The sequence below is a fragment of the Pseudomonas sp. 05N432 genome (genome assembly GCF_056396945.1).
In genome coordinates, this window is the sequence record NZ_JBFTMM010000017.1 from 93459 (window position 1) to 106295 (window position 12837).

Annotated in this window: 11 protein-coding genes; 5 read left to right on the forward strand and 6 right to left on the reverse strand. The window is 61.7% G+C overall.

The genetic code is table 11. From position 1 onward, the window contains the following. Positions 1-140: 140 nt before the first annotated feature. Positions 141-1757, forward strand: a complete 1617-nt coding sequence (gene groL / locus AC1DHT_RS19505) for a chaperonin GroEL (protein ID WP_427539823.1) — start codon at positions 141-143, stop codon at positions 1755-1757. A 173-nt stretch (positions 1758-1930) separates the two neighbouring features. Beyond that, positions 1931-2821 (forward strand): universal stress protein, encoded by an 891-nt coding sequence (locus AC1DHT_RS19510; protein ID WP_054596500.1) that lies wholly within the window; start codon positions 1931-1933, stop codon positions 2819-2821. Between the two features lie 24 nt (positions 2822-2845). Here AC1DHT_RS19510 and AC1DHT_RS19515 read toward each other — a convergent pair whose 3' ends face one another. Genes AC1DHT_RS19515 through AC1DHT_RS19525 form a run of 3 tightly spaced genes read right to left on the reverse strand, consistent with a single transcriptional unit; the run spans position 2846 to position 7274 of the window. Further along, positions 2846-5233 carry a serine hydrolase gene (locus AC1DHT_RS19515; protein ID WP_427539827.1) on the reverse strand — a complete coding sequence of 796 codons (2388 nt, stop codon included), beginning with the start codon at positions 5231-5233 and terminating at the stop codon, positions 2846-2848. Further along, positions 5185-6459, reverse strand: coding sequence for a putative glycoside hydrolase (locus AC1DHT_RS19520; RefSeq protein WP_427530519.1), 1275 nt, complete (start codon positions 6457-6459; stop codon positions 5185-5187). The genes AC1DHT_RS19515 and AC1DHT_RS19520 overlap by 49 nt, the downstream gene beginning before the upstream one ends. Further along, a complete protein-coding gene (locus AC1DHT_RS19525; protein ID WP_427539830.1) occupies positions 6456-7274 on the reverse strand; it encodes a polysaccharide deacetylase family protein in 819 nt (272 codons plus the stop codon). The genes AC1DHT_RS19520 and AC1DHT_RS19525 overlap by 4 nt, the downstream gene beginning before the upstream one ends. Positions 7275-7380: 106 nt before the next feature. On the opposite strand from AC1DHT_RS19525, the gene AC1DHT_RS19530 reads away from it, so the two are divergent. Then, positions 7381-7941: a nitroreductase family protein gene (locus tag AC1DHT_RS19530; RefSeq protein WP_347927381.1), complete on the forward strand. Its 561-nt coding sequence runs from the start codon at positions 7381-7383 to the stop codon at positions 7939-7941. A gap of 18 nt (positions 7942-7959) precedes the next feature. Here the strand turns inward: AC1DHT_RS19530 and AC1DHT_RS19535 are convergent, their stop codons facing one another. Next, positions 7960-8925 (reverse strand): ribose-phosphate diphosphokinase, encoded by a 966-nt coding sequence (locus AC1DHT_RS19535; RefSeq protein ID WP_427539834.1) that lies wholly within the window; start codon positions 8923-8925, stop codon positions 7960-7962. Positions 8926-8951: 26 nt separating this feature from the next. After that, the gene (locus AC1DHT_RS19540) at positions 8952-9518 is read right to left on the reverse strand and encodes a bifunctional pyr operon transcriptional regulator/uracil phosphoribosyltransferase PyrR (RefSeq protein WP_427539837.1); all 567 of its coding nucleotides are present in this window, start codon (positions 9516-9518) and stop codon (positions 8952-8954) included. A gap of 286 nt (positions 9519-9804) precedes the next feature. Here AC1DHT_RS19540 and AC1DHT_RS19545 point away from each other — a divergent pair, with 286 nt between their 5' ends. Together AC1DHT_RS19545 and AC1DHT_RS19550 are read left to right on the forward strand one after the other, a co-directional pair. After that, the gene (locus AC1DHT_RS19545) at positions 9805-10512 is read left to right on the forward strand and encodes a phosphoribosyltransferase (RefSeq protein ID WP_427530510.1); all 708 of its coding nucleotides are present in this window, start codon (positions 9805-9807) and stop codon (positions 10510-10512) included. After that, complete coding sequence (locus AC1DHT_RS19550; protein ID WP_427539840.1) at positions 10505-11182, forward strand: dienelactone hydrolase family protein; 678 nt, start codon at positions 10505-10507, stop codon at positions 11180-11182. The genes AC1DHT_RS19545 and AC1DHT_RS19550 overlap by 8 nt, the downstream gene beginning before the upstream one ends. A gap of 6 nt (positions 11183-11188) precedes the next feature. Here AC1DHT_RS19550 and AC1DHT_RS19555 read toward each other — a convergent pair whose 3' ends face one another. Continuing rightward, a complete protein-coding gene (locus AC1DHT_RS19555) occupies positions 11189-12556 on the reverse strand; it encodes an erythromycin esterase family protein (RefSeq protein WP_427539843.1) in 1368 nt (455 codons plus the stop codon). Positions 12557-12837: the final 281 nt, after the last annotated feature.

Sequence of the window (12837 nt, forward strand, 5' to 3'; positions counted from 1 at the left end):
CGCGAAATGCGCGCGCAGACAAGTACCTGCGAAGGCCCCGCGACGTCGTGACTTTGTTGATAAAAATCAACGTCGCGTGAGCCATTTCAGGGAAGCTGCAAGTACCTGCCTGTTGCAGGATGACTCGGGAGAACAACCTGATGGCTCACAGTAAAATTCTGTTTCGTGCCGCCGCTCGCGAGAAAATCCTCTGCGGTGCCACCCAGTTGGCGGACGCGGTTCGGGTGACCCTTGGGCCCAAATCGAAATCGGTGTTGATCCAGAACAAATGGGGTAATCCGACGGTCTGCAACGACGGCGTGACGATTGCCAAGCGAATCGACCTGCAAGACCCCGAGGAGGGGCTGGGTGCCCAGATGCTGCGTCAGGCGGCGGAACGTACCGGCGATGCGGTAGGGGACGGGACCAGCACGGCAACGGTGCTGGCCCATGCCATCCTGGCTGACGGCATACGCAACGTCGTCGCCGGTGCCAGCGCGATTGATTTGAAGCGTGGCCTGGATCGCGGGCTGTTGCTGGTCGTGCAATCGCTGGCAGCCCAATCGCGCCCGGTCAGTACCCCCAAGGAAAAGGCCCAGGTGGCCACGCTTTCGGCGCATAACGATGCGGTTATCGGCCAGTTGGTGGCAGACGCTCTGGAAAAGGTCGGCGTTGAAGGCGTGGTCAGTGTCGAGGAGTCCAAGACCACTGAGACCGTGGTCGAGGTGATGGAGGGCATGCGTTTTGACCGGGGTTACGTCTCGCCGTATTTCGTAACCGATACCGAGAAGATGCAGGTGGAGCTCGATGATGCCTACCTGCTGCTCTGTGATCATAAGATCGGCGTGCTCAAAGACCTGCTGCCACTGCTTGAGTTGATCGCCAAAAGTGGCCAGCCGCTGGTGCTGATCGCCGACGACATAGAGGGCGAGGCGCTGACCACGCTGGTCGTCAACCAGATCCGTGGCGTATTGCGCGCGGTGGCGATCAAGGCCCCCGGCTTCGGTGATCGACGCAAGGAAATGCTCCAGGACATTGCCGTCCTGACCGGGGCAACGGTGGTCTCCAACGAGCTGGGCATCAGTCTTGAACAGGTGGACTTGAGCCAGTTGGGACGAGCGCATCGCGTCGTGGTGCAAAAAGACAGCACGGCGTTGATCGGTGGCGCCGGTCAACGCGAGGCGATTGAGGCGCGTCTGCAACAGATCCGCGTGCAAATGGACGCGACTACCAGCGATTACGACCGTGAAAAACTCCAGGAACGACTGGCCAGGCTGTCGGGCGGTGTCGCGGTGATCCGGGTCGGGGCGCCTTCCGAGGCCGAGATGAAGGCCCGCAAGGATGCACTGGATGATGCCATTTCGGCGACTCGCGCGGCGATTGCCGAGGGCATCGTCCCGGGGGGCGGGCTGGCATTGCTCAAGGCTGTACCGATTATCGCGGCCGAGGAGGCCAGCTATGAAGGCGATGCCAAAACCGGTTTGCAGATACTTCGCCGAGCGCTCGAAGCGCCAGCCCGGGTGATCGCGGAAAACTCGGCGGTGGATGCCGGCGTGGTCGTTGCCCGTATGCTGGCGGAGCCGGGGAATATTGGCTTCGACGCGTCAGCCAATGTCTATGTGGACATGTATGAAGCCGGCATCATCGATCCGACCAAGGTGGTGCGTATCGCGCTGGAAAATGCCGTTTCAGTCGCCAGTATCCTGCTGCTGACCGAGGCGACCATGACCGATATCCCGGAAAAGGAATCACCTGCCCAACCACCGTTTCCTGAATGACCCGCACCGCGCTGCGGCGGTGCGCAGTGACTTGATATAAATCAAGATCAAGCAGGCGTCCGGGGAGGACGCTGAGTTGACGCTGGTGATTTGATCCAGCGAAGACGCAATGGCTGACCACCGGCAAGGGGCAGCGGCAGGCGTCGAAGTCCAACCTGTCTGGAGTTCAGACCATGAGCCAGTATCAACGGTTATTACTGATCATCAACCCGGCCCAGCGCCATTCCCCTGCGATACACCATGCCGCTGCCCTGGCCAAGGCCAGCGGGGCGAGCCTGCATATTGCCGCGTTAGTACCATCGCTGGACATCCTGTCACTGCTTGAAGAAGGCGTCCGGGAAAAAGCTCGGCAGAGTTACCTCCAGGACCATAGCGATTGGCTCAAGGATCAGGCGGAAAAGATGCGCGGCAGGGGCATCGAGGTGACCACCGAGGTGGCATGGGCCGATGACATGCAGCAGGCGATCCTTGATCACGTCAGCGAAATGCAGCCCAACCTGCTGATCAAGCAAGTACAGCATGAGCCTGCGCTCAAACGCGCATTTTTCACCCCTCTGGACTGGCACTTGCTGCGCCACTGCCCGATACCGATGTATCTGGTGGGCGCGAGTGGTCATGCCTTGCCGCGCAAGGTGGTGGCAGCGGTTGACTCGTCGGATACCGCGTCTTCGAACAGCGAACTGAATGACCGGATCATCCAACAGGCCAACAGCCTGGCGCTRCAGTGCAATGCCGAATTGCATCTGCTATATGCCTGTGACATTTCGGCGGCCTATCTCGGCGATATGGGCGGTGGCGGGCTGACCCTGGCGGACCTTACCCGGGAACTGCGCAGAGAACTGGAAAAGTCATTCCTGCGGTTGGCCGGTCGATTCGGTGTGCCCTCTGACCGTCGACATTTCATCATGGGGAGCCCGGTCTCGGCGTTGAGTGAGTTTGCCGACGAGCAACAGGTGGATGTGATCGTGATGGGCAGAGTCCAATCCCACGGGCTGGACAAGCTTCTCGGCAGTACGACCGAACATATCCTCTATCAGGTGCCTTGCAGCGTTCTCGCGGTCTAGGGGCTGTGGCGTGTCGTATCAAGATCAATAGAACAAGTTCTCCTGCCGCAGTCGTGCGAAGCGCTCAAGCGCTGCGGCATCGAGCGCTTGCGCGGCGTCAGGCGCTATGCCGTCGCGAATGGCTTGCCAGACGATTTGCGAGCCGATTGAGCCGCGGGTCGCCGCAATATCGAACGCGCCGGGATAGAGCGTATGCAGCGTGGCGAGCAGCGCCAATCCCAGGCGTGCGACGGGCCGTTGCTCAGGCACCGGGTTGCGCGTGATGCTCACGCCATGACAGAGCTGACCGTGCCAGTTCGATTCAGTGGGCACGAAGTCGATCGGCTCGAAATGCGCGCCAACGTTGAGGGCATTCAGCGCATGGGCGAACTGGGTCGCGTTGATCCACGGCGCGCCGATCCACTCGAACGGATGCGCTGTGCCGCGTCCCACACTCAGTCTCGCGCCCTCAAGCAAACCGACATCCGGGTAGAGGTCCAGCTGGGACAACGTACGCAGGTTTGGCGAGAGCGGCACCCAGCCGAGCCCGGTGTCGGCGAAGGTCATCTCACGCCGGTAGCCCTGCATCGGCACCACGCGCAGATCCGTGCCAATGTGCTTGTTGCGGTTGAACAGACTCGCCAGTTCGCCGACCGTCATGCCCGGTTGCAGCGGCGCCGGAAAATAGCCGGTGAACGATTCTTGACGGCTGTCCAGCACCGGTCCGCCGAATTGCTGCGCCCCGAGCGGATCGGGCCGGTCCAGCACGAACAGCGGAATGCGCTGCGCCGCCGCGGCCTCCAGTGCGTAGCCGAGCGTCGTCTCGTAGGTGAAGAAGCGCACGCCGGCATCCTGGATGTCAAAGACCAGCGCATCCAGTCCGGCGAGCGAACCGGGCGGAAAGCGCCGCGCCGCGCCGTAGAGACTGTGTACGGTGAGGCCCGTCGCGGTGTCGAGGGTGTCGCCGACCCGCTCGTCCACATCGATATTCAGCCCATGCTCCGGCGAGAACAGTGCGGCCAGCCTGACGCCTGGCGCGTGCGCGAGTACGTCGACGGTGCGCCGGCCCTCGGCGTCGAAACCGCTGCGATTGGTGATCAAACCCACGCGCTTGCCGGCGAGCGGCGCAAACCGCTGCGCCTCGAGCACGTCGATGCCGGTCTGCACCGGGCCCGTCGAGATCGGCAGGCGATCGGCGGCACTCAGCGCCGGTAACGTCGATGGCAGCCATTGGCCAATTTGCGCGACGCTCGCAGGTGGAGCCCGGCTTGCCAGCAGCGCGAGCAACTGCGCACGTAGCGGGCGGGCGTCACCGCGGTCGTCCGGGTACACGCGGTTGGTCAGGATAACGATGAATTGGCGCGTCAGCGGATCGATCCACAGGCCCGTGCCGGTGTATCCGGTGTGGCCGATCATGCCAATCGGTGGCAGACGGTCGTGGTTCGACGCGAACGGTGCGGCCAGGTCCCAGCCGAGTCCGCGCCACGGTGGAGTCGCGAGCGGCGAGGCGGCACTGCTGAGCGCGGCAATGCTTGCTGGCCGCAGAATCTGCAGGCCGCCCGCGCGCCCTTGGTTGAGCATCATCTGCGCGAAGCGGGCGAGGTCATCCGCGGTGGAAAACAGCCCGGCGTTGCCGGAGACGCCGCCCATCCATTCAGCAGTCGGATCGTGCACCCGGCCGCGGCGGATACCGGCCTTGTTCGCCAGTGTCGGTGCACTGCGGGCCGCTCGCCCGGGGTCCGGCACAAAGACCGTGTCGCGCATACCGAGCGGGCCGAAGATGTAGGCCTGGCAATACGCGTCGAGCGTGCGGTGGGTGATGCGCTCGACCAGTTCGCCCAGCACCACGAAATTCAGGTCACTGTAGATGACGCGCTCACCTGGCACGCTCCGCAGACGCTGCGCCGCAATCGCGCTCAAGACGCCTTCGCGGTCCGGATGCAGTGGCCGCACCGGCAGGTCTGGCAGCAGGCCGGAGGTGTGCGCCAGCAGATGACGAACGGTCACCGGGTCTTTGCCGAAGGCCGCAAAGGCCGGCCAATACTGTGTAACGCGTGCGTCCAGGTCGATGCGGCCGGCTTCGGCCAGTTGCATGATCGCCGTGGTGGTCGCGATGACCTTGGTCAGCGACGCAAGATCGAACTCGGTGCTCAGCGTCATCGGTTCGGGGTCGGGCGTTGTCGCGCGTTGCCCAAAGGCCTGGCGATAGAACACATGCGTGGCGTCCCCGATCAGCACGACGGCCCCCGGAATCCGTCCGGCAGTGATCTGCCCCTCGACGATCTGTGCGGCTTGCAGGCGTGCCTCCGCATCGAAATCGGCGGCACCGGCGAACTGCGCCGCCGCCATTGCAAGCAGCATTACCCAGCGTTTCAGCGCACCGATCAAGGGTGCGGCATATCGGCGGCGTTGTAGTGATTGTGTGGATTCCATAACATCCATCCATCGGTGCCGGCTGCGTTGGCGGCGTTGATCTGGGCACTGATCGCCTCTGCGTCAAACAAGCGACGATCGAACGCATAGTCGCGAAAGGCTTGCAGCCACGGACGAAAACGCACCCCCGGCAGATGGGTGCGCTTGATTGCTTCCGCCAGGGAGCGTCTGACGATCTGAGCGGGATCGCTGACCGGATTGGTCAAGCCCGGCAGCCCCCAGGTAAAACCGGACGGGTAGAGCATCGGTGAAATATAGTCGAGCGGCTCGCCGAGCAATTCGATTTGCTGGCCGATCGCGGTATCGTCCAGATTCCAGCAGACGTAGCCGAAGATGTCCGCAGAGACGAATACATTGTAGGGCGCCAGCCGTGTGCGTGCGGCCTGCAGGAAACCGACGATCGCCGCGGTCCGGTTGCGCCGGGTATTGGACAGGGCGAAGTGCAGCCCGCTCTTGTCGGGAAAGCGCACATAGTCGAACTGGACCTCGTCGAAGCCCATCTGCGCCGCCTCCTCGGCGACGTCCAGATTGTGCCGCCATACATCCTGCGAAAACGGATCCATCCATTGCAGCTTCTCGAGATCGCGCCACGGTTGGCCGTCTGTGGTGTGCACGCTCCACTCTGGATGCGCGCTGGCGAGCGGGTCGTCCTTGAACACCACGATGCGCGCGATCAGATACAGGTGTTGCTCATGTAGTCGGGCCAGCAGCGCCGCAAAGTCGTGGTCCTGTGGTGCGCGCACCGTCACCTGGGCAGCCGCGCCGATGGCCTCGCGCGCCGCGCTGCGATACGGCGTCAGGCCGCGGTCGCCCTTGACGTCAATCACCAGCGCATTGATCTCGCTGCTTTCGGCAAGGCTGAGGGCATTATTGCGCAACGTCTTGTTGGTCACGCCGAACACCGACAAATACAGCGCTTTCGGGCGAAACGGGGTCAACGCGAGCGTCACAGGTGTATCGCCGGACACCTTGGCTTCGGTGCGCAAATACCCTGGAGCGCGGGCCGCAACGTTCTCCACCGTCTGAGCGATTTCGAACTGCCCGTGTTCGTCCGTGCGCATCACACCCGCCGATGTCGTGATGATCGCGTCGGCGATCGGGTTCTGCGTGCTTGAGTCGAGCACGACACCCGTGACGGCCAGGGCACCTCGCTGGCTCAGCAGGGTAGTAAAGACGACGAGCAGCGTCGCGATTGCATAGCGCCTCACTGCGCTGATAAAGGTCATCGTGCGCTCTCCGTTGCGGGTATTGCCGGGGTGTTTGGTTCGCCAAGCAGGTGCGCGAATGCGCTGGCGCCGTAGGCATCGGTCATCAGAAAACGTGGCAGCGCGAGCAGCCGGTCGTGCCGATTCGCCTTGCGTGCGTCCAGGGTGAAGGCGACGACGTAACCGTCTTCGGAGGCGAGTGTGATCAATTCGTCGTCGTAGATCCCGAAAGGCCACGCGAGCATGTCGATATGCGTACCGGTTTGCGCCTCCAGGCGTTGACGGGATTTGTCGAGTTGCATGCGCACGAATTGCTGGAAATCAGCCGGCGTACGGTGTCTGCGCTCGACCTTGAAATTGGGATGCCAGTACGTATGCCCCTGGATGTCAAAGAGTCCGGTCTGTTTCAGGCTGCGCAATTGTTCCCAGGTCATTGCATAGGAGGCGTTCGAGATCGCCGATGGATAGATGAACAGCGTGACCGGAAAATGCTCGCGCTGCACGATGGGCAGCAGTTTTTCGAATACCGAGCGATGCCCGTCGTCGACAGTGATCGCCACCGGCTTCTGCGGTAACGTCGCACTTGGGTCCTGCAACCAATTGACCACCTCACGCAGCGGCACGATGTGGTAGCCATGCTCGTGCAGGACGCGTAACTGGGTTTCGAAGGTGCTCATGCGCACGGTCATCGAGTCGTCCAGCGTCTGCGAAAAGCGGTGGTAAACGAGGATCGTGACGCGCGGCTCAGCACTTGGCGCGGCAGCGTCTGCGCCCCAGGCCAGCCCGCCGATGCACACCAGCACAGCGCACACCAGAAGCCGGATCGCGCTGCTCATATAAGCTCCCCCCGTTTGGCAGGTTTTGCCCTGATTTGATCTAAATCAATAGTAGATGTTCGTTGGCGGGCCACTGTATGAAACGACAATATTTGAGGCTGCCGCCATGAATATCAACGAGGCAATCTCGGGCCGTCGCTCGACGCGTGAATACACGAAAGAAGCGGTTGATGAACTCATCATTCGTCGCTTGATCAACACCGCCGTCCAGGCGCCCAGCGCAGTCAACCAACAACCGTGGACGTTCACGGTGATCCGCGATCAGGAACTGCTGGATCGGGTCTCGCGCGAAGCGAAGGCCCACCTGCTCGCGACAGTGCCCGCAGGGACCCAGTCCGAGCACTTTTATTCGATGCTCAACGATCCAGGCTTCCAGATCTTCTATCACGCGCCGGTACTCATCCTGATTTCGGGGAACGCGCCCGGTCCGTGGATCGTTGAAGACTGCGCCCTGGCGGCCGAGAATCTGATGCTTGCCGCGTACGCTGAAGGACTCGGCACCTGCTGGATCGGTTTTGCCCAGGGGTTTCTCAATACGCCGGAGGGCAAGCATGTATTGGGTCTCCCTGCCGGATCGAGGCCCGTGGCGCCCATCATCGTTGGCCATCCGAAGTCTGCGCCTGCGCCCGTCCAGCACAAGGACCCCGAGATCCGCTGGATTGGCTGAGCAGGAGGCCGCCCGTGCTCAGACGGTAGCAAACGCTCCGTTTTCAGCCAGCAAGGTGGCAATCAGTGCGGTGCTGTCGAGCACGTGCAAGTGGCGCGTGACACAGTCGGCTGGCAGGCGAAACGGAGGCACGCTGTCAGAGATCGCCAGGTGTTCAAACAGTGGCTTGTCGAGCAGGTCGCTGCCACCGGTGAACAAACCATGGGTGGCGGCTGCAAATAACCGGGTGGCACCGGCCTGCTGGCAGGCGAGGCCCGCATGCATCAGCGTTTCACCGGTGCTGATCAGGTCGTCGAAAATGATCGCGGTTTTACCCAGCACTTCACCCACCAGCAGCGTGCCGGTGAACGTCGCTTGAGCACGGTGCTTTTCCATCAGCGCACCGCCCACCGGGCGTCCCAGTTGCCGCTCCAGGGCCTGGCGAAACTGCTCGGCCCGCTTGGTGCCGCCGGCGTCCGGGGAAACCGACACCACCTCGGCGTCGCCGACGAACCCGGCGAAATGCCGGGCGAACAATTCCGCGCACTGCACGTTCCAGGTGGGAATGCGAAAGGCGTTATCAAACGCTGCCGGGTTGTGCACTTCCAGGGCCACCAGGCGATCCACGCCGCAGGCTTCAATCATGGCCGCCACGTAGCGGGTGATCGTCGGGTCCTGAGGTTGGGTACGACGATCCTTGCGCCCGTAGCAGAGGTAGGGCGTCACGGCCTGCACCTGGTGAGCGCCGGCATCCTTGAGTGCGCCACAAAAAAACAGCAACCGACACAGCTTGTCGTTTGCGCTCTGCCGGTCATCCCCATACAAGGAATGGAACACCACCACCTCGCGACCGTTGACTGATTCCAACGGGCGGCATTTATGCTCGCCATCTTCATAGTCACGCTCTTCGTGGCGCGCCAGTTGACAGCCAAGCCGCTGCGCGACGCGGCTCGCGTAGTGCTCACTGCCTTGCAGGGCAAACAGAAGCGGGCGTTCGGTGAGCATGTGATGGCTCCTTCAAGGCACTGCCGTCAGTGGGCGGCACCATGACGCAGAACTTCGATGCAAAACTCCGCTTCGTAGGGCGGTACGTTGCATTCGACGATGTCATTGGCGGCAACTTGCAGATGCACGCCGACAATATCGGCATGAATCGGTTGCTGGCAGACGTGCCGATCGACCAATACCGCGGTGTAGACCCGACGCGCACCGAGTTGCGCCAGATACGCGCAGGTGCGCAGCAGCGAATGGCCTTCAAACAGCACGTCATCGACAACAAGCAGGGTGGTACTGGCGAGGTCCAGTGCGCCCAGAAGCGGGTTTTCGGTCAATTGCGTGTGTGCATGCAGCACGCTGAGATCATCGGCATAGCGCTTGACCTTCAGGGGGTAAAGAGGCAGTTCCGGCTGGCCGGTCTGACGCGACAGATGTTGCTGTAAACGCTGTGCCAGCGGCTCGCCGCGGCGCTGGATGCCGATCAGTACCGCTTGAGTAGGCGGCAACAGTGCCGCAGCCTGGCGCGCCATCGCCTGCAGTACCCCGTCGAGTTCATCGCTGTCGTACACGCGCAACCGCTGACTCGCAGGTAGGGTCGGCATGGCAGTCTCCCGTTCAGGGCCGATAGATTGATCATAGCGCAAGGGGCCGTTGCTGCTGGCGCTGGGTATCTGTGCCTTGCGCAGGGACTTGATATAAATCAAGACCGGGGAGACTTCATGGGAGGATTCTGAATTTAAAAAAGGGTATTGGCACATAGCTGAGCACTTGCCATGCGCTCATGGGTTGTAAAGGCTTCTCGGCAGTACGACTGAACCTGTCCTGTATGGCTGCCTTGCGGCGTTCTGGCGGTATGGAGTTGGCCCGATAGCTTCAGGAGGTTTTCAAATGACACACAGTCCCTTACTGCAAACCACCTTGCGCGACCGGACCGCTGCCGGTCGAACCCTGGTTGAGCCGCTGCGCAAATACGCTCATCGACCGGACGTCATCATTCTGGCCTTGCCCCGTGGCGGAGTTCCGGTGGCCTATGAAGTGGCCACCGCGCTGGAGGTTCGCCTGGACCTGATGCTGGTCCGCAAGTTGGGCGTTCCGTCCCATGAGGAATACGCCATGGGCGCCATTGCCAGCGGCGGCATACAAATCATCAACGAAGAGGCGCTCCGGGCTCACCCGATTGATCAGGACACGTTCGATGCCGTGGTCGCCCGGGAAACCCGGGAACTCTCTCGTCGTGAGCATTTGTACCGGTCAACGCGTGCGCCGGTGGTACTCAAGGACCAGGTGGTGATTCTGGTCGATGACGGCCTGGCGACAGGGGCCTCGATGATGGCCGCGATCCACGCTGTGCGCCTGCAAGCACCGTCGCGCATTGTCGTTGCCGTGCCCGTGGCTCCGCTTGAGACGGTCGAGGCGCTGCGCACCGAAGTGGATGAACTGGTGTGTCCGCTCATTCCCGAGTGGCTGATGTCGATCGGCTATTGGTACATGAACTTCACCCAGACCACGGACGGGGAAGTCATCGATCTTTTGCAAAGAGCCTGGCAACGAGAATCCAGCACGGGCACTGCCCCTCAGGAGAATTCCGATGCTTGAGTCTCACTATCGAAAACTGAGCCTGGAGGACGTGGAGCTGTCAGCCGACCTGCGTCTGCCGATGAACGCTGCCGGTCTGGTGGTTTTTGTCCATGGCAGCGGCAGCAGCCGTTCAAGCCCACGTAACCAGCAGGTTGCAGAGTCTCTGGGCCGGCGGCGGCTGGGCACGTTGTTGTTCGATTTGCTCACCGAGCCGGAGCAGCGCCTGGATAACGTGACGCGGGAGCTGCGTTTCGATATCGCGATGCTTTCGCGGCGACTGGTGCAGGTGATCGACTGGATTGGCCGGGACGCGGAACTGCAATCGCTGCGGATCGGCTTGTTTGGTGCAAGCACCGGGGCCGCTGCGGCGCTGTTGGCGGCTGCCGAGCGCCCGGACGTGGTCCATGCGGTGGTCAGCCGGGGAGGGCGGACCGACCTGGCAGGTGCGGCGCTGTCCCAGGTAAAGGCGCCGACCTTGCAAATCGTCGGAGCAGAGGACCCGGTGGTCGTGCGTCTGAACGTGCAAAGCAGTCATGTTCTGCGGTGTGAACAGCGTCTGGAAGTCGTGGAGGGCGCTACGCATCTGTTTGAAGAACCAGGCACCCTCGAAGAAGTCGCCAGACTTGCTGGCGACTGGTTCGAGAGACATCTGCGTGGTACTCGTTCAGAGACCTCCATCAGTCCCTGACCGGTATCACACACCAAACGGAAAGGTTTCGTCTTCCGGTTCCAGCGCCTGGCTTTTTGGCAGAGGCAGTGCCGTCACCGGTTGCGTCTGTTCAATCCACACCATGGCGTCAAATTGCTCGGCCAGCACCGACTCGAAGTAGTGGCTGCTGCGCTCGCTTTCGGGGCGGTAAATCACCCCGATGGCCCGCTCCAGCAGAGGCTCGGACAGCGCCTTGCGCAAGTCTTCGCGCAGGGGATCCCGCCAGTCGGTCAAAGACGCGGGGACACCGGCTTTAAGGAACTGATGCTCCCAACTGTCTGGACGAGACGGCCGGATGTCCTTGATGAGCATGTCGGCGTCCCAGTCATCGGCTGCCGCCACCTGGCCACGGTCGGTGCTCATGCCGATCAGAACGACATCGCGCCCATAGGCGCTGCGGCATAGCTGACCGATATTGAACTGCCCCTTCCAGCCCATTTCCGTGGCAGCGGCATTACCGATATGGGAGTTGTGCGCCCAGACCACAGCCTTGGCGCGATGGCCACGGTGCTCAAGCAACCCCCGCAGTGTGTCGAACATGTGCCGGTCACGCAGGTTCCACGAGGCGGTCGAACCTCGATAAATCGCTCGGTAATATTGTTCCGCCGCCCGAACGACCCGGGCGTTTTGCGTGGCATCGAAGAACGCCTCGTCGTCGTGGATAAGCCCGGCCAGCTGCTCGGCCAGCATGTCATGGAGCTGCTCGACCACCGCTTGCTCGCAGGGCATCAGCCCACCACGTTCAACAAAGTGGCCGTACAACGCAGGCTCATCCTGCCAGGGAGTCAGGCAGCCATAGCGCCGGCGTGCTTCGTGTGCCAGATGCGGGTCGACCCGCTCCAGATAACTCAGGACCTCGTGGATGGAGTTGCGCAAACTGTAGACGTCCAATCCGCGAAACTCGACTCGACGCTCGGGGGCGTGCTTGTGGTTGTATTGATGCAGCCAGTGGGCAAACGCTTTCACATCGGTGTTGCGCCACATCCAGGTCGGGAATCGGCTGAAGATGTGCCGTTTCCAGGCTGTATGGGCCAGCCCGCGAACATAATGGTCAACATGCGCGGCATCTGGCCAGTCCGCTTCAACCGCCACAATCGTGAACCCGTGCTGTTCAATCAATCGTTGAGTTATCGCCGCACGGGTTCGGTAGAAGTCGCTGGTGCCATGGCTGGCCTCACCGATCATCACCACGCGCGCATCGGCGTAACGGTCGAACATTTCACCAAAGGCGTCTGAATTCAAATCCGGCAGCGGTTCTGCATAGTGACGTAACAGAGGGGTAATAGTGGTTCTCGCAACAGTGCTGCGCGGACCGTAAAGTTTTTCCAGCAGTTTTTGCGAAGGGGAGGTCATGAGTGTCGTCCCTATAGAAGAGGGGTTACCCGACGTGCAGCACTCTGGGCTGCCTCTTTGATCATTCCTACACCTTGATCCCGAGGATTCATTGAGTTTCGTCAACAAAGGACGCAATGCCCCAGGAGACAGTGTCTGCATCACACGCCCGCAGGTCGCTGAATATGACCTGACGCCATGGGCGTGATGCGCGTTGCAGGCTTGAACGGCGCAACGCGCGACGGCACTTGTAAATGGCTAGCGTCTGACTAGGCTCCATTCAGGTTTAAATCGTTCGACAG

What these genes read in the sequence shown, in the direction of transcription:
- AC1DHT_RS19530 (WP_347927381.1), top strand. Translation starts at nt 7,381, where the DNA reads ATGAATATCAACGAGGCAATCTCGGGCCGTCGCTCGACGCGTGAATAC.
- AC1DHT_RS19525 (WP_427539830.1), bottom strand. Translation starts at nt 7,274, where the DNA reads ATGAGCAGCGCGATCCGGCTTCTGGTGTGCGCTGTGCTGGTGTGCATC.
- AC1DHT_RS19520 (WP_427530519.1), bottom strand. Translation starts at nt 6,459, where the DNA reads ATGACCTTTATCAGCGCAGTGAGGCGCTATGCAATCGCGACGCTGCTC.
- AC1DHT_RS19540 (WP_427539837.1), bottom strand. Translation starts at nt 9,518, where the DNA reads ATGCCGACCCTACCTGCGAGTCAGCGGTTGCGCGTGTACGACAGCGAT.
- AC1DHT_RS19545 (WP_427530510.1), top strand. Translation starts at nt 9,805, where the DNA reads ATGACACACAGTCCCTTACTGCAAACCACCTTGCGCGACCGGACCGCT.
- groL (WP_427539823.1), top strand. Translation starts at nt 141, where the DNA reads ATGGCTCACAGTAAAATTCTGTTTCGTGCCGCCGCTCGCGAGAAAATC.
- AC1DHT_RS19550 (WP_427539840.1), top strand. Translation starts at nt 10,505, where the DNA reads ATGCTTGAGTCTCACTATCGAAAACTGAGCCTGGAGGACGTGGAGCTG.
- AC1DHT_RS19535 (WP_427539834.1), bottom strand. Translation starts at nt 8,925, where the DNA reads ATGCTCACCGAACGCCCGCTTCTGTTTGCCCTGCAAGGCAGTGAGCAC.
- AC1DHT_RS19515 (WP_427539827.1), bottom strand. Translation starts at nt 5,233, where the DNA reads ATGGAATCCACACAATCACTACAACGCCGCCGATATGCCGCACCCTTG.
- AC1DHT_RS19555 (WP_427539843.1), bottom strand. Translation starts at nt 12,556, where the DNA reads ATGACCTCCCCTTCGCAAAAACTGCTGGAAAAACTTTACGGTCCGCGC.